The sequence below is a fragment of the Methanobrevibacter arboriphilus JCM 13429 = DSM 1125 genome, assembly GCF_002072215.1.
Lineage (GTDB): Archaea > Methanobacteriota > Methanobacteria > Methanobacteriales > Methanobacteriaceae > Methanobinarius > Methanobinarius arboriphilicus.
Genome location: NZ_JXMW01000001.1, coordinates 87,868 through 103,923, shown reverse-complemented (window position 1 = coordinate 103,923; position 16,056 = coordinate 87,868). Strand labels below are relative to the sequence as shown.

The 16,056-nt window shown below is 28.0% G+C and carries 15 protein-coding genes; 12 read left to right on the top strand and 3 right to left on the bottom strand.

The genetic code is table 11. The features are described from left to right. The first annotated feature begins 46 nt into the window (after positions 1 to 46). The 12 genes from MBBAR_RS00470 (at position 47) to MBBAR_RS00415 (ending at position 14,252) form a co-directional block, all read left to right on the top strand. Entirely contained in the window at positions 47 to 226 is a 180-nt protein-coding gene (locus tag MBBAR_RS00470; protein ID WP_080459330.1) for a protein translocase SEC61 complex subunit gamma, read from the top strand. Positions 227 to 754: 528 nt separating this feature from the next. Further along, a complete protein-coding gene (locus MBBAR_RS00465; protein WP_042702130.1) occupies positions 755 to 1,243 on the top strand; it encodes a transcription elongation factor Spt5 in 489 nt (162 codons plus the stop codon). Further along, a complete protein-coding gene (locus tag MBBAR_RS00460; RefSeq protein ID WP_080459329.1) occupies positions 1,243 to 1,725 on the top strand; it encodes a 50S ribosomal protein L11 in 483 nt (160 codons plus the stop codon). Before MBBAR_RS00465 ends, MBBAR_RS00460 begins: the two co-directional genes overlap by 1 nt. Before the next feature lie 269 nt (positions 1,726 to 1,994). Beyond that, positions 1,995 to 2,633 (top strand): 50S ribosomal protein L1, encoded by a 639-nt coding sequence (locus MBBAR_RS00455; protein ID WP_080459328.1) that lies wholly within the window; start codon positions 1,995 to 1,997, stop codon positions 2,631 to 2,633. A 1-nt stretch (position 2,634) separates the two neighbouring features. Further along, positions 2,635 to 3,654, top strand: coding sequence for a 50S ribosomal protein L10 (locus MBBAR_RS00450; RefSeq protein WP_080459327.1), 1,020 nt, complete (start codon positions 2,635 to 2,637; stop codon positions 3,652 to 3,654). A 131-nt stretch (positions 3,655 to 3,785) separates the two neighbouring features. Further along, positions 3,786 to 4,094 carry a 50S ribosomal protein P1 gene (gene rpl12p, locus MBBAR_RS00445; protein ID WP_080459326.1) on the top strand — a complete coding sequence of 103 codons (309 nt, stop codon included), beginning with the start codon at positions 3,786 to 3,788 and terminating at the stop codon, positions 4,092 to 4,094. A 625-nt stretch (positions 4,095 to 4,719) separates the two neighbouring features. Then, a complete protein-coding gene (gene alaS, locus MBBAR_RS00440; protein ID WP_080459325.1) occupies positions 4,720 to 7,566 on the top strand; it encodes an alanine--tRNA ligase in 2,847 nt (948 codons plus the stop codon). A gap of 169 nt (positions 7,567 to 7,735) precedes the next feature. Beyond that, complete coding sequence (locus MBBAR_RS00435) at positions 7,736 to 8,998, top strand: methanogenesis marker 16 metalloprotein (protein ID WP_080459324.1); 1,263 nt, start codon at positions 7,736 to 7,738, stop codon at positions 8,996 to 8,998. Between the two features lie 117 nt (positions 8,999 to 9,115). After that, positions 9,116 to 10,279: a tRNA uracil 4-sulfurtransferase ThiI gene (gene thiI, locus MBBAR_RS00430; protein WP_080459323.1), complete on the top strand. Its 1,164-nt coding sequence runs from the start codon at positions 9,116 to 9,118 to the stop codon at positions 10,277 to 10,279. Positions 10,280 to 10,343: 64 nt separating this feature from the next. Continuing rightward, positions 10,344 to 11,702, top strand: coding sequence for a B12-binding domain-containing radical SAM protein (locus tag MBBAR_RS00425; protein ID WP_080459322.1), 1,359 nt, complete (start codon positions 10,344 to 10,346; stop codon positions 11,700 to 11,702). Between the two features lie 336 nt (positions 11,703 to 12,038). Further along, positions 12,039 to 13,133: a fructose-1,6-bisphosphate aldolase/phosphatase gene (gene fbp / locus MBBAR_RS00420; RefSeq protein WP_080459321.1), complete on the top strand. Its 1,095-nt coding sequence runs from the start codon at positions 12,039 to 12,041 to the stop codon at positions 13,131 to 13,133. Positions 13,134 to 13,658: 525 nt separating this feature from the next. After that, positions 13,659 to 14,252 carry an FkbM family methyltransferase gene (locus MBBAR_RS00415; RefSeq protein ID WP_080459320.1) on the top strand — a complete coding sequence of 198 codons (594 nt, stop codon included), beginning with the start codon at positions 13,659 to 13,661 and terminating at the stop codon, positions 14,250 to 14,252. Positions 14,253 to 14,733: 481 nt separating this feature from the next. Here the strand turns inward: MBBAR_RS00415 and MBBAR_RS00410 are convergent, their stop codons facing one another. The 3 genes from MBBAR_RS00410 to pgsA form a co-directional block, all read right to left on the bottom strand. Then, positions 14,734 to 14,979 carry a DUF357 domain-containing protein gene (locus tag MBBAR_RS00410; RefSeq protein WP_249024997.1) on the bottom strand — a complete coding sequence of 82 codons (246 nt, stop codon included), beginning with the start codon at positions 14,977 to 14,979 and terminating at the stop codon, positions 14,734 to 14,736. 140 nt (positions 14,980 to 15,119) lie between these two features. Then, complete coding sequence (locus MBBAR_RS00405; protein WP_080459319.1) at positions 15,120 to 15,353, bottom strand: DUF357 domain-containing protein; 234 nt, start codon at positions 15,351 to 15,353, stop codon at positions 15,120 to 15,122. Between the two features lie 39 nt (positions 15,354 to 15,392). Beyond that, positions 15,393 to 15,977 carry an archaetidylinositol phosphate synthase gene (pgsA, locus tag MBBAR_RS00400; protein ID WP_080459522.1) on the bottom strand — a complete coding sequence of 195 codons (585 nt, stop codon included), beginning with the start codon at positions 15,975 to 15,977 and terminating at the stop codon, positions 15,393 to 15,395. Between the last annotated feature and the right edge of the window lie 79 nt (positions 15,978 to 16,056).

Here is a 16,056-nt window from a genome sequence, read left to right as displayed (position 1 = left end):
TTATTAGTATTAAATCATAACCTTATTTAAAGAATAGGGGATTTCAATGAGTTTTCAAGGATCAGTGAATCGTTTTTTCAAAGAATGTAAAAGAGTATTGAAGGTATCTAAAAAACCAAGTAAAGAGGAATATGTCAATTTTTCAAAAGTAACAGCTATAGGTATACTTATTATCGGGGTTATTGGTTTTATAATAGTTTTAATTTTCCAATTAATAGGAATATAAAGGTTATATGGAATTTGGTGATTATTCAATATTTATTTATAGTCTTTATTTAATAATTCTATTTAATGATTTTATTTAATGATTCTTGTTTAATAATTCTTATTCTTTGGTAATTTAATGCAATTTAATTAATTATTTATAATATTAAAATTATTTGATATTATAATTAACTATATTAATATTATTAATTAAATATTAATTAAATATTAATTTAATATTAATTTAATCAAATGAATTAATCTTAATACATAGTTTTAATAAATAATTTTCAAATATTTGTTTTAATTTTGAAAACTTTAAATACTTGAATAATATAAATATAGAATTAATATAAATAATATAATCTAATTTTAATATTATTATAGAATTTTAAAAAATTTGTTTATATGTTATAAATCATTATATAATTGATTAAATGTTTTTAACTTTAATTAGATAGTATTAATAGTGTATTATTTGTATTAATTTTATCTTTAATCTTTAATAGATAAATAGACGAAATTTTAATTTGTATAGGTGTATTTTAAAATGGAAGATCATAAAAATTCCATATATGCTCTTAAGACAGCAACAGGTCAAGAGAGAAATGTGGCTAGGATGTTAGCTAGAAAATCAAAAGACAGTGGTATTGGTTTAGGAGCTATTCTCGTACCTGAATCTTTGAAAGGTTATATATTAGTAGAGTCTTCGACTAAGATTGATATGCAAAATCCTGCATTTAAAATACCTCATTTAAGAGGTATTGTTGAAAGCAGCTCAAGAAGTGCAGCTAATGCTAATATGGTATCTTTTGAAGAAGTTAAAAAATTCCTAAATCCTGAGCCTATTATATCTTCTATTCAAAAAGGAAGTATTGTAGAGCTTATATCCGGTCCTTTCAAAGGAGAAAGGGCTAAAGTGGTTCGTATTGATGAATCTCGTGAAGAAGTTGTTCTTGAGCTAATCGAAGCTGCGGTTCCAATTCCTGTAACTGTTAAAGGAGATCAAATTAGAATTATACAAAAGGAGGCTGACTAATGGCTAAAGATACTGTTGAAATTCTTATAGAAGGAGGAAGTGCAACTCCAGGACCACCTCTTGGTCCAGCTATAGGTCCTTTCGGAATTAATATGATGCAAGTTGTTGAGGAAATTAACAAAAAAAGTGCTGATTTTGAAGGGATGAAAGTACCAGTTAAAGTAATTATTGATAGTGATACTAAAGATTTTGAAATAGAAATTGGTACTCCGCCAACTACAGCCCTTATTATGGATGAGTTAAAACTCGAAAAAGCTTCTCAAGACCCAGGTTTAGACAAAGTTGCTGATTTATCAGTTGAACAAGCTTTAAAAATAGCTAGAATGAAGTTCGATACAATTTTAGCTAATGATTATAAACATGGTGCTAAAGAAGTAATGGGGACTTGTGTAAGTATGGGAATTACTGTAGATGGTAAAGACCCAAGAGAAGCACAAAAAGCTGTTGATGCTGGGGAATATGATAGTATTCTTGTAGAATAATCAATTAGTTTTTTAATTTATTAAGCTTTTAAGTTAGCTTTTAAATTATATTTTTAAATTATTAAATGTAGATGATATTGCTATATAATTTTAATTTTTAATATTTTAATATTTTTAGTGATTGATACATTAAGTTCATACAATTGATTAAATCAATATATTATGTATTTAATTATATTTAAGTTAATTACTAGAATTTTATTGATTTTCAGTTGATCATGAAGCCAAAAAATATCCAATAATGGACTTAAAGTTCATGGAGGATTTATATGACACAAGAGATTATGGAAGCGGTGAAGAAGGCAAAAGATGAGTCTAAGCCGAGAAACTTCACACAATCTATTGATGTTATTATTAACATCAAAGATTTGGATGTCAAAAAACCAGAAAATCGGTTTGATGAAGAAGTTGCTCTCCCTAATGGACGTGGTAAAGATGTTAAAATAGGCTTTATCGCAGATGGGGAATTAGCAGTTCAAGCTAAAAATGCTGGTATCGATCTTGTTGTGACTAAAGCAGATTTAGAAGAGTATGGAAAAGACAGAAAGCAAGCTAAAAAAGTAGCTAATGCACATGACTTTTTCGTTGCTCAAGCTGATATGATGCCACTTGTTGGTAGATTCTTAGGACCAGTTTTAGGTCCAAGGAAAAAAATGCCTAAACCAGTTCCTGCTAATGCTAAAGCAGAACCTTTAATTAAAAGGTTACGAACTACTGTTAAAATAGGTGTTAAAGACCAGCCAAGCATTCAAACTTTAGTCGGAACTCAAGATATGAGTGACGAGCAAATAGCTGAAAATATCGAGGCAATTCTCACAGTCTTAGACCGCAATTTAGAGAAAGGAAGAAACCAAGTTAAATCCATGTTTGTTAAAACAACAATGGGTTCAGTAGTGAGGGTGATTTAAGATGGCTCACGTTGCTGAATGGAAAAAAGAAGAGGTTAAAGAACTTAAAGGTTTGATTGATTCTCATGAAGTAATAGGTATAGTTAATTTGCTTAATATACCTGCAAGACAACTTCAAAAGATGAGACAATCTTTAAAAGGCAAAGCTATTATTAGAATGTCTAAAAAGAATTTAATTGATTTAGCCTTTAAAGACTGTAATGATAAAAAAGAAAATATTATAGGTCTTTCTAATCACATGGATGGTCAACCTGCAATTGTATTCACTGATATGAACCCTTTCAAGTTGTTCAAAATATTAGAAGATAGTAAAACTTCTGCTCCTGCTAAGGAGGGGAATATTCCTGATTCTGATATTGTTGTACCTGAAGGGGATACTGGATTTGAACCAGGCCCATTACTTGGTGAATTGCAACAAGTGGGAATACCTGCTAAGATTGATAAAGGTAAAATTGTAGTTTCTAAAGATCATGTTGTTGTTGAAGCTGGTGAAGTTGTTTCTAAACAAGTTGCTAGTATGTTAACAAGACTTGATATTCAACCTATGGAAGTAGGAATCGATTTACAAGCAGCTTATGAAGAAGAGTCTGTTTATACTTCTGATTTGTTAACTATTGATGAAGAAAAAACTTTGGCTGATGTTCAAAGTGCGTTCTCACAAGCATTTAATCTTTCTGTTAATGCTGGAATACCTACTAAAGAAACTATTGTTGCTATTATCCAAAATGCAAATAGTAAGTCAGTTAACTTAGCTATGAATGCATCAATCCTTACATCTGAAACAACAGAACCTTTAATTGCTCTTGCAAATGCTAAAATGTTGTCTTTAGCTAGTGCAATAGTTGATGAAGAAGGTGCGCTTGATGAAGAACTTATTGAAAAGTTATCTAATGTTTCTGTTGCTGCAACTGTGGTTGAAGAAACTAATCAAGCAGATGATGAAGATGAGGATGAAGAAGAAGAGAAAGAGGAAGAAGCTGAAGAAGAAGCAGCTGCTGGCCTTGGAGCTCTCTTTGGTTAATAGATAATAATTTCAAATCAAAATTTTATAGTTTTTAATTAATTCAACCAAGTTGTTAAACTTAATCTACTAAAAATTTAAATAAAAAATTTAAATTAAAATTTAAATATAATTAAATATAAGGTGAAAACATGGAATATATATACGCAGCAATGATTTTGCACAGCGCAGATAAAGATATTAATGAAGAAAATGTTAAAAGTATTATTGAAGCAGCAGGAATTGAAGCAGACGATGCTAGAGTCAAAGCATTAATTGCAGCTTTAGAAGATGTGGATATTGAAGAAGCTATTGCAACTACTGCTATGGCAGCAGCTCCTGCAGCAGCTACCGAAGCAGCTCCTGTAGCTGAAGAAGAAGCTGATGAAGAGGAAGAAGAAGAGGAAGAAGAAGCGGCTGAAGAAGAAGCAGCAGCTGGATTAGGTGCTTTATTCGGATAAAAACTTTTCCTTATTTTTCTTTTTTATTTATTTTTTTATTTTCTAACATAGTATGTTTTAAATCTTTTTTTAAAGTTAATTTTAATAGCTTAATTAATAACTGTGATGATATTTATTTATAATTTGTTTGTTTAACAAATAATAATGTTTATTTTTATAAATACTTTTTAATTATCAATATTTTTTAGAATTTTGTTAATTTTAATTCAATAATTTCATTTTTTATTATAATTTTTTAATCACAAATATTTTTATTAAAATAGTTTTATTAAACATTTTTATCAAAATATTTTTATCAATATAAATAATAATTTAAATTTCTATTTTTAATAATTAATATTATTAAGACGAATAAACAAAACTTATTATAATCATTATTTAAATAATCATAAGTTAATTAATTTAATAATTTATATTAATTACATTACATAAATTATTTAAATTAATGTAATATAATCTAATCTAAATTGTTATGAATTATTAAATTATTTTAACCATTTAATTTATTTTAAACTATTTTAAAATATTTCAACTGTTTAAATTATTTTAATCTATTTTAAAGTATTTTTGACTGTTTAAATATTTTAAATTATTTTTTATATTAAAAAATTTTTCAACTGATAATATGACTGAAATATTGAAAGAATTAGGGTTTAGTAAAAGGAAATGTGAAACATGTGGAAATGAGTTTTGGTCTATTCCAGAACGTTCTACTTGTGGGGATGCTCCTTGTGATGAGTATGAGTTTATTGGAAACCCTGCAACTGAAAAGGGTTATGATCTTTTTGAAATTCAAAAATCTTTTAGAGAATTCTTTGAAAAAAATGGACACACTCAAGTTTCCCGCTATCCAGTTTTAGCTAAAAGATGGAGGGATGATGTATTCTTAGTTGGAGCTTCTATTTATGACTTCCAACCATGGGTAACTTCAGGTTTAATTGAACCTCCAGCCAATCCTCTTGTCATTGCTCAACCATCTATTCGTCTAAATGATGTTGATAATGTTGGAAGAACTGGTAGGCATATGACTTGCTTTACAATGGGAGCTCATCATGCATTTAATAGTATAGATAATAAAATCTATTGGAAAGAGAATACTGTTAAACTTTGTCATGATTTTATAGGAAGTATTGGAATTGATCCAGCTGAAATTACATTCATTGAATCTTGGTGGGAAGGTGGTGGAAATGCTGGACCTTGTTATGAGGTCTGTGTTCGTGGAGTAGAGTTAGCTACTCTTGTTTTCATGCAATACAAAATTCTTCCAAATGGAGATAAGGAAGAGATTCCTATTAAAACAGTTGACACTGGTTATGGATTAGAACGTTTCGCATGGATTAGCCAAGGAACTCCTACTGCTTATGATGCTTGTTTTGCTCCTGTAATAGATAAACTTAAAAGTATTACTAATATTGATGTTGATGAGAATATTTTAGCTGAAAATGCTCAAATAGCTGGTATGATGGATATAGAAACCTTTGCTGATATCCGTTCACTTCGTGAAAAAGTAGCTAATAAGCTTAGTATATCTATTGATGAGCTTCTTAAATCTGCTGAACCTATGGAAGCTATTTATGTCATAGCTGATCATACTAGATGTCTTGCTTTTATGTTGGCTGATGGAATTATTCCTTCTAATGTTAAAGAAGGTTATCTTGCAAGACTTGTTTTGCGCCGAACAATTAGATTCATGAAAGAGCTTGAAATGAAAGAATCTCTTTCTTATATCATGGAAATTCAACTTGACTTTTTATCAAAGTTTTACCCTGAGATTAAGGATAGCCAGGATCATATTATGAATATTATTTCTCTTGAAGAAGATAGATATGCTAAAACTATTGATAAAGGTAATAGGATAGTCAAAAGAACAATTAAAAATTTAAAGAAGCAAAATAAGGACTTAATGCCTGTTGAGACTTTAATTGATCTTTATGATGCTCATGGAATGCCTCCTGAAACTGTTAAAGAAATAGCAGAGAGTATTTATGATGAAAATGAATTTAAAGTAAATATTCCTGATAATTTTTTTACTTTAGTAGCTAATCAGCATACTGGGGAAGAAATTACTAGTGATTCTGAATTAAAACTTGATTATCCTCCAACAGACCTTTTATTCTATGATAATTTTCATATTTCCAACTTTGAAGCTGAAATATTGGATATCGTCAAAAAAAATTATAATAAAAATTATAATAATGAAGACAACAAAGAAAACAACCAAGAAGACAACCAAGAAGACAACCAAGAAGATAAAAAAGAAGATAATAGTTCAAATATTGATAAAAAAAATCAATTTTCTATTATATTGGATCAAACTGCATTTTATCCTGAAGGAGGAGGTCAACCTTCTGATATTGGTTATTTAACAATTAAAGGAAAACAAGTTGAAGTAATACATGCTGAAAAAGTTGGAGATGTTGTTTTACACAATGTTCTTGTAGGTGAAGACATAGATTACTTTAAAAATGAGTTAGATATTATTGGGGAAAAAATAAATGGTAAAATAAATTGGGATAGGAGAATATCTCTTGCAAGGAACCATACAGCTACTCATTTGATAATAGCTGCTGCTAAAAAAGTTTTAGGTAATCATATATGGCAAGCTGGTGCTCAAAAGGGTTTGAAAAGATCTAGACTTGATTTATCTCATTATAAACGTATCACTCAAAATGAAATCGATAAAATTGAAAAAATAGCTAATGATTTAGTTATGGATAATATAATCTTAGATATTAATTGGATGAATAGAGATGAAGCTGAAAAAAAATATGGTTTTACTCTATATCAAGGGGGAGTAGTACCAGGTTCTGTGATAAGGGTTATTAATATTCCTAATGTTGATGTTCAGGCTTGTGCAGGAACTCATGTTCCTCAAACTGGTGAAATTGGCTTAATAAAAATTAATAAAACAGAACGAGTTCAAGATGGTGTTGAAAGAATTGATTTTTCAGCAGGACTGGCTGCAGTTGAATCTATGCAATCTAATGATGAATTTTTAAGAGATAGTAGTGATATTTTTAAGGTTACTCCTAAACAGCTTCCTAAAACTTGTGAAAGGTTCTTTACTGAGTGGAAGTCTTATAAAAATGAATTGAACAAATTAAAATCAGAAATTGCTAATCTTAAAATTAATAGTTTAGAAGATAATTTAGAAGAGTTTAATGGTTTAAGAATTTTGAAGCAAGTAGTTGATGGGGATATTAAAGAACTTCAAAAAATTTCAACTGATTTTACTGATAATAATAAAGCAGATATTGTTATCATTGGAAATAATAATGGTAAAATTGTTGGAGCAGCATCTAAAATAGCAATTGATAAAGGTATAACTATCAATGAGATAATTAAAGAATCTGCAGCTATTCTTGGTGGTGGTGGTGGTGGAAGACCTACACTTGCTCAAGGTGCTGGTCCAAAAGCTGATAAAATCACAGAAGCTGTTGATTTTGCTATCGAAATCATAAAAAATATTTAAAAAACATTTAAAGATTATTTAAAAAATATTTAAAAGTTATTTAAGAAATATTAAAAGAATATCTAAAGGTAATTTAAAGATATTTAAAGATATTTAAAGGTAATTTAAAACGTTTTTAAAGGTTATTTAAAGAATATTTGATCAAATATGTTATTCTAGAGATGATATTTTGAAATCAAGAACTCTTGATGAGATTAATGATAAAATTGAAAATAGAACAGCTAATGTTTTTACAGCTCAAGAACTAAAAGATTTAATTAGAAATGAAAATGCTCCTAAATTTGAGGATGTTGATGTTGTAACATGTGGTACTTGTGGAATTATGTCTGGAACTGCAGCCGTATTTCATTTAGATATTTTTGAACCTGGGGTTTTTAAAAGAGCTAAAAATATCTATTTAAATGGTGTTCCAGGTTTTACAGGGCCTTGTCCTAATGAATGGTTAGGATCTATTGATACAATTGTTTATGGAACTAGCCATAGTAAGATTAATCCAGATTATGGTGGGGGTTTTTTATTTAAGGATATTATAGAAGGTAATGAAATTGATGTTGAAGTAGAATCTAATGATGGTAAAAAATTCTCTTCTAATATTACTATTGAGAATATTCCTCGAGCTGAAATGATTGGAACAAGAATGGCATTTAAAAATTATACTGCCTTTATTAATCCTTCAAATAATCAAATTTCATCAATTTTTAATGCAATTCCTATGGAAGGAAATTTCAAATCTTTTTCTTTTTCTGGATGTGGTGATATTAATCCTCTTCAAAATGATCCTAATATGAATGTTATAAAAAAAGGATCAAAAGTTTTACTTAATGGATCTGAAGGACTTGTTCTTGGAAATGGAACAAGAAGCAGTATTAATAAGCCTAATTTGATGTTATCTGCAGATATGCGTCAAATGAGTTCTGATTACTTTGGAGGTTTTAAAACTGCTGAAGGTCCTGAAATATTTGATTCAATAGCATTAGCTATTCCAGTTCTTAATGAAAATATATTAACTAATTTAATGGTTATAAATAAAGATATTAATCTACCTATTGCTGATATTCAAGGTAGACATTTACCTCTCTCTGAAACAAATTATTCTAATGTATGGGATGGTTATGATGAGAGGCCACAATTTAATGAAAATAAATGTGTTAATTGTAATAATTGTTTAGTTGAAGAACGTTGTCCTACATTTGCTTATAGTAATGAAAAAGGAAATAAAAAGTTAGATACTGAAAAGTGTTTTGGTTGTGGGATGTGTTCTTATTCTTGTATTGGTGGTGCATTTGAAATGAATACTGGTCAGGTATCTATTCGTATTGATGAAAATAACCATGATATTCCAATTGCATGTAGACAATCTGATATAAGAAGAGCAAAATTATTAACTAATAAACTGAAAAAAATGGTTGAAAATGGAAAATTTAAGATTTAATTATTTTAATTAAAATTCTCATGATAAATATAGTGATAATTTTAAATATATGTAAATTTTAAATATATAAATTCATTAATTTTTAATAATTAAAGAGGCATTTTAAAGAGGTATTTAATGGAATATAGTTTAATAATAGCAAGGTATGGTGAATTAGGGCTTAAAAGTCCTAAAGTTAGGGGTCGATTTGAAAGAAAGCTTTCTTCTAATATTAAAGCTGCTTTTAATTGTGAAATAGATATTAATCAGGCGCGTATATTTATATTTCCTGAAAATTTTGATGAAGCATTATCTAAACTTCATAAAATATTTGGTATTGTATCTTTTTCTCCAGCAATATCTACTTATAGTAATTTTGATGATATCGAAAAAACAGTGTCTAAATATCTTGATAAATTAATTGATGAAGGATTAATATCTTCAGATACTCCTTTTGCAATTAGATGTAGAAGAGTAGGAAAACATGATTTTTCATCTCAGGAATTAGCTGCCTTTGCTGGATCTGTTGTTGTTAAAAAGCTTGGATGTCCTGTCGATTTAACAAATCCTAGGTTTGAAATTTTTATTGAAGTTCGTGATAATGAAACTTATATATTTCATGAAAAAATTAAAGGTCCTGGAGGTTTACCTCTTGGAACTCAAGGAAAATTAATTTCACTTGTATCTAGTGGTATTGATTCTCCTGTAGCAACTTATCTTATGATGAAAAGAGGCTGTGAGATAATAGCTCTTCATTTTGATAATGATCCTTATACAAAACCAAAATCTGAAGAGAAATTTGAATCTATTGTTGAACAGCTCAAGTCTTACTCAAGTGGTGTTCCTTTCAGATCTAGAGTTGTTAAATATGGAAATTATCTTAATAAATGCAAGGAAGATGCTCCAGAAAAGATGACTTGTATTCTTTGTAAGTCTGGAATGTATAAAATAGCTGGAATGTTAGCTAAAGATATGAATGCACTTGGTGTTGTTGATGGTAGTAGTGTAGGTCAAGTAGCTTCTCAAACTCTTCCAAATATTCTTGCTACTCGTGATGATGTTGAAGTTCCTATTTTAAGTCCTTTGATTGGTTTGGATAAGGTTGAAATCGAAAAAATAGCTAAAAAAATAGGGACTTATGATATTTCAAAAGAATATGATGGGGGTTGTAGTGCTGTACCACGATATCCTGAAACAAAGGCAGATATTGAAAGAGTTAGAAATGCTAAAGAAGATATTAATCAAGAAGAATTGATTAATAAGGCTTTTGGATCAATAATTTTTAAAGACTCTGTTGAATAAGTTGATAATGAGAAAATAAATTTTGAATGTGAAATAAATTCAGAAATTAAGAAGGTTTATAATAATGAAAATTACATTTGTTAATCCACCACAAACAGCTTCTAAATACAAGTTTATGGGGGTTATTGCACCACCATTAGGTCTTGCTTATATGGCTGCTGTTTTAGAAGAAAACCATTTTTCAGTTAATATAATTGATGCTTCTGCATCTGATATGACTTGGGAAGAATTTGAAGAGAACTTGAAAAATTCTAATCCTGATATTATTGCTATTACAGCATTAACACCAACTATTGAAAAAGCTTTAAAAACCGCTAAAAAATCTAAAAACCTTTTCCCAGATAGTATAATTGTAATGGGGGGATATCATCCTACTTTTAATTTTGAAGAATTATTGAATTATGAGTTTATTGATATTGTTATTCGTGGAGAAGGTGAATACATTATTTTAGACTTGGTTCAAACTATTGAGAATCATGGGGATCTTAGTAAAGTCAAGGGAATAGCTTTTGATAATATTGTGACTCCTGAAAGAGAATTGATTATGGATTTAGATTTATTACCTTTCCCTGCTAGGCATTTACTCCCTATGGATAATTATAAGCTTCTTAATATGGATACAAAGATGTCTACTATGATTACTAGTAGGGGTTGTCCTATGCAATGTTCTTTTTGTTCTTCTGCTTCTTTACATGGATCTAAACTTCGCTTAAGATCGATTAAAGGCATTGTTGATGAAATGGAAGATTTGATTGAAAATTTCAATATAGAGACTATTGCTTTTATGGATGATACTTTTACAATAAATAAAAAAAGAGTTATTGAAATCTGTGATGAAATAATAAGAAGAAATATTAAAGTATTATGGGGATGTACTGCAAGAGTTGATTCGTTAAATGCAGATATATTGAAAAAAATGAGGGAAGCAGGATGCATTACTCTTTTTATGGGTGTTGAATCGGCTGAACAGCAAATTTTAGATGATGTAAATAAAAAAACTACTATTGAAAAAGTTCAAGAGGCATTTAAGGTTTGTAGGGAAGAAAAAATCAGAACAATTGCTTCTGTTGTACTTGGAATGCCTGGAGATACTCATGAAAGTATAAAAAAGACTGTTGATTTTGTGAAGGACTTAAAACCTTCTTATGCTATTTTTTCTTTAGCAACACCTTATCCTGGAACTAAATTTTATCAACAAGTTTTTGAAAAAAATATGATAAAAGTTAAAGATTGGTCAAAATATACACTAATTTCTCCTATAATTGACACAATAGAGTGTTCTTTAGATGATTTGAAAAAATATCAAACTATAGCTTTTTGTAAATTTTATTTAAGACCAAGTTATTTGCTTCGTCAGTTAATTACTGATGGACCAATCTTGCTTAAGACAATTTGGGGTGTTTTTAGGCATGTTTTAAGTTAATTATTTGTAAGTTAATTATTAATAAGCTAGTTATTAGTAATTTTATTTTTATATTTTAATTTATAATAAAAACTATTTAATTAAAAATAAGGTAATAGAAACTATTTTAGTTTAAATTTACATAAATAGAAATTAGAATAATAAAAATTAGAATAATAAATATATATAATAGGTATGTTAAATAAATAATATATCTATAGATTTATAGATAAATTATAGTTGACAATTAAATGGTTTATTAATCATTTATTAATCATTAGATAATTATTGTTAAAATTATCTAGAATATCATATTCTTGTATTAAATTAATTAAAATCAATTTTTGAGGTAATATAATGAAAACAACTATTAGTGTAATTAAAGCAGATGTTGGAAGTATTTCTGGTCATTTAGTAGCTCACCCAGCGTTACTTGAAACTTGTGATGAAGTTTTAGGAAAAGCTCTTGAAGATGGTTTATTAGAGGATTATTATATAACTCGTTGTGGGGACGATATTGATATGATAATGACTCACAGAAATGGTGAGGAAAATGAAGAAGTTCATGAAACTGCTTTCAATGCTTTCATGAAAGCTACTGAGTTAGCTAAAGAATTAAAATTATATGGTGCTGGTCAAGATTTGTTATCTGATACTTTTTCAGGCAATATTAAAGGTATGGGTCCTGGTGTAGCTGAAATGGAATTTAAAGAAAGACCAAGTGATCCAGTTATTGTTTTCTGTTGTGATAAAACTGAGCCTGGTGCATTTAACTTACCTTTATATAGATTGTTTGCTGACCCATTTAATACAGCTGGACTTACTATTGATCCTAGTATGCATGATGGATTTAAATTTGAAGTATTCGATGTAATAGAACATAGAAAAGTAATTCTTAGTTGTCCTGAAGAATCATACGACTTACTTGCTCTTTTAGGTTCTACTGGAAGATATGTTATTAAAAGAATCTTTAAAAAGAATGGTGAAATTGCAGCTAGTATGAGTACTGAAAGATTGAACTTAATGGCTGGTTCTTATGTTGGTAAAGATGATCCTGCAGCTATTGTAAGAGCGCAATCTGGTTTCCCATCAGCTGGTGAAGTTGTTGAACCATTTGCATTCCCTCATTTAGTTAGTGGATGGATGAGAGGTTCTCATAATGGTCCTTTAATGCCAACTGCTCAATATGATGCTAACCCTATTAGATTTGACGGACCTCCAAGAGTTATTGGTTTAGGTTTTTCTGTAGCTGATGCAAAATTAGGATTACCTGTAGATTTATTTGACGATCCTGCATTTGATAGAACCAGACAACAAGCTTCTGATATAGCTGATTATATGAGAAGACATGGTCCTTTCGAACCACATAGATTACCAAGTGAAGAAATGGAATATACTTCTTTACCTGGTGTTTTAGAAAAATTAGAATCAAGATTTGAAAAGATGGAATAATTTAATCAATAATTCCATTGATTTTTCTTGTTTTATTAATATTTTATTCAAATAAATAGTATAAAACAAGATTTTTTTATAGATAATTAACATAGAGAATGATCTTTATAATTTTTATTAAATAAATTTAAAAAATCTTTTAAGAAGGTATTTTTATGGATATAGGAATTTATAAAAATTTAAAACCAAAATATTTGATATTTGTTATTATTGATGGGATGAAAAGATACTTCACTAATATCTACTTGGGAGGGGGGGGGGGTAATTAGTGGAATTTTATTTATTCTTGGCTTAAAAAATGAAACTAAAATTAATATTAAAAGATTAGGAGAAGTAAATTTTTGTAATAATTATAATCAAAGAAAACTTTGCAGCTTTATTTTTAATAAACCTTTAAAAAATATATCATCACAGGGTATTGAAAATATTAAACAATTGATTGAATGTATTGATGAAGATATAATTATAATTAATGGTATTAGTTTTAATAACTTAGGAGGGGTGTTTATATAGCTTCTTTTTGAAATATTTATCTGGGAAGAATATTATTTAGATGACTGCTTAGAAAGTGAAAAAACTGTCATTGATGTTGGTGCAAACATTGGTGATTCTTCATTATATTTCGCAAATAAAGGTTATAATGTTTTTGGATTCGAACCAATTTCAGAAGTTTATGATATAGCTACTGGAAATATTAATCTAAACCCTCAATTAAAAGATAAGATAACCTTAATAAATAAAGCTGTTTCATGTAAAAAAGGAAGAATTAAAATATATAAAGATTCTGAAAATTCTGGAGGACATTCAGGTTATGGATCTAATAAAGAGTATGAGGAGTTTGATCTTGTAGAAACAACAACATTAGGAGATATAATTAATGAGTATAACATTGATCCATATGCACTTAAAATTGATTGTGAAGGATGTGAAGTTGATATTATAATGAATTCTGATCTTTCAGATTTTAAAATAATTTATTTTGAACATCATAAGTTTCTGACTGGCATTAACCATGAAAATTTAGTAAACAAGTTAAAATCTGAAGGATTTATGATAGTTGGGGAAAATAAGTTTAATAAACAAGTTGATACTATTTGTATGATAAATAACTTCAAATAAAAATTATTATCCTCTCAATATTATTTTTCATTATTTTTATTATTTTTTATTCCTATTTTTATTATTTTTATTTCTATTAATTTTTTATTAATACTTTATTAATTATTTATATTATAGTATTACTACAATATAATAATGATTAATATATTTATCGAAGTGAAATTATTAAAAATAGTAGCTTTGGCAAAAAGTTAATGGAGGTGAAGCTTCATGAATATAAAGCTAAAATTTTTCTTAATAAGGATTTTACTCCTTAGGAAGATAATAACAAAAGTTTTATTATCTGAAATTAAGCTCATAAGAGATTACAATCAAAATAGTAAAAACTAAATTAGTCCTAATGAACTACTTTCATATCTATATAAGTATGAGTTAATATTTAAGGTTTTTTTTATGAATAGTTATGATAAGTTTCACAAATCCATTAATTTCAATGTTTAAGAATTTATTTAAAAATTAAATATATTTTATAGTTTTATAGTTAAATAAATTCATGGATAATTCTTAAAGTATCAATTAAACCATGACTGTAGCTAATACATTCAAAGGATGTTATCTCATCTTCTTTTTCAAGGTAATATTTGCAATCTTCTCTATAATCTTTTGCTCTTGAAATTGCTTCTTTTTCTTTTTTAGAAAAACTAATACCTTCAATTTCTTTAAGATTAGCTTCTAATTTATCAATATCCTTTAATATTTTTTCTTTCCATTCAAGATGGTTTATCATTTATACGCTCCTTTTCTACTTTTTCCTATTTTTCTCTAGTTTTTCCATTTTTCCTACTTTTTATATATTTCACACGTTTTTTACTTTTCATATCTTTTACCATTTTTTTACTTTTCAATGACTTTGTAGTGGTATTCTTATTAATTTATATGGTGATTGAGAAGTATTGCATCAACTAATCCATGTGCATAGGTTATACACCCAAATGATGTTATTTCATCTCCTTTTTCAAGGTAATATTTGCAATCTTCTTTATAGTTTTCTGCCCTTTCTATTATCTCTTTTTCCTCTTGGCTTAATTTTATGGATTCTATTTTTTCAAAACTTTCATCAAGTTTTTCAATATCAATTAAAATTCTCTCATTACAATCCATTATTCAACCTTCTATCCTTGCTCATATATCTATTTCTTATTATAGTCCTATTCTCTCATAACTTGTTTTTTTCCAAACATGATATATTCTTTGAGCTACAGTTATATACGAGAGTATGATAAGTATTATAATAGTCCAGTTCATAAAGATACTTCCGAATATCCATGCAATAAATGCACCTACCATTAAAATAATGAGTCTAGTAGCTCTTTCAGCTATTCCTACATTACATTCAATTCCTTTTGCTTCAGCCCTTGCTCTAACATAGCTAACTGTAATTGCTGAATGAATAGCTAAAATTCCAAGCAACCATGGGGTATAACCTCCCCAAATTATCCCGATGATTATTATAGCATCTGAGAATCTATCCATTGTAGAATCAAGAAAAGCTCCGAAATCAGATGTTTTATTATGATATCTAGCTATTGCTCCATCAAAAACATCAAAAACTCCACTTATAAGGATAAAAATTCCCCCCATTAATAAATTTCCAGTTCCAAAGAATATTGCAGATATAATGGCAATTAAAGGGGATATTAGTGTTAATATATTTGGATTTATATTTATTCTTTTAGCAAAAGGTTCAAGGATTTTTTTTAATAGTGGTCTAAATCTTTCTAACATTGCTATAGTATATGAAAACAAATATTTATATAAGTTTTTATATATGAATACTTGTATATAAGACTCATTTATAATGAAT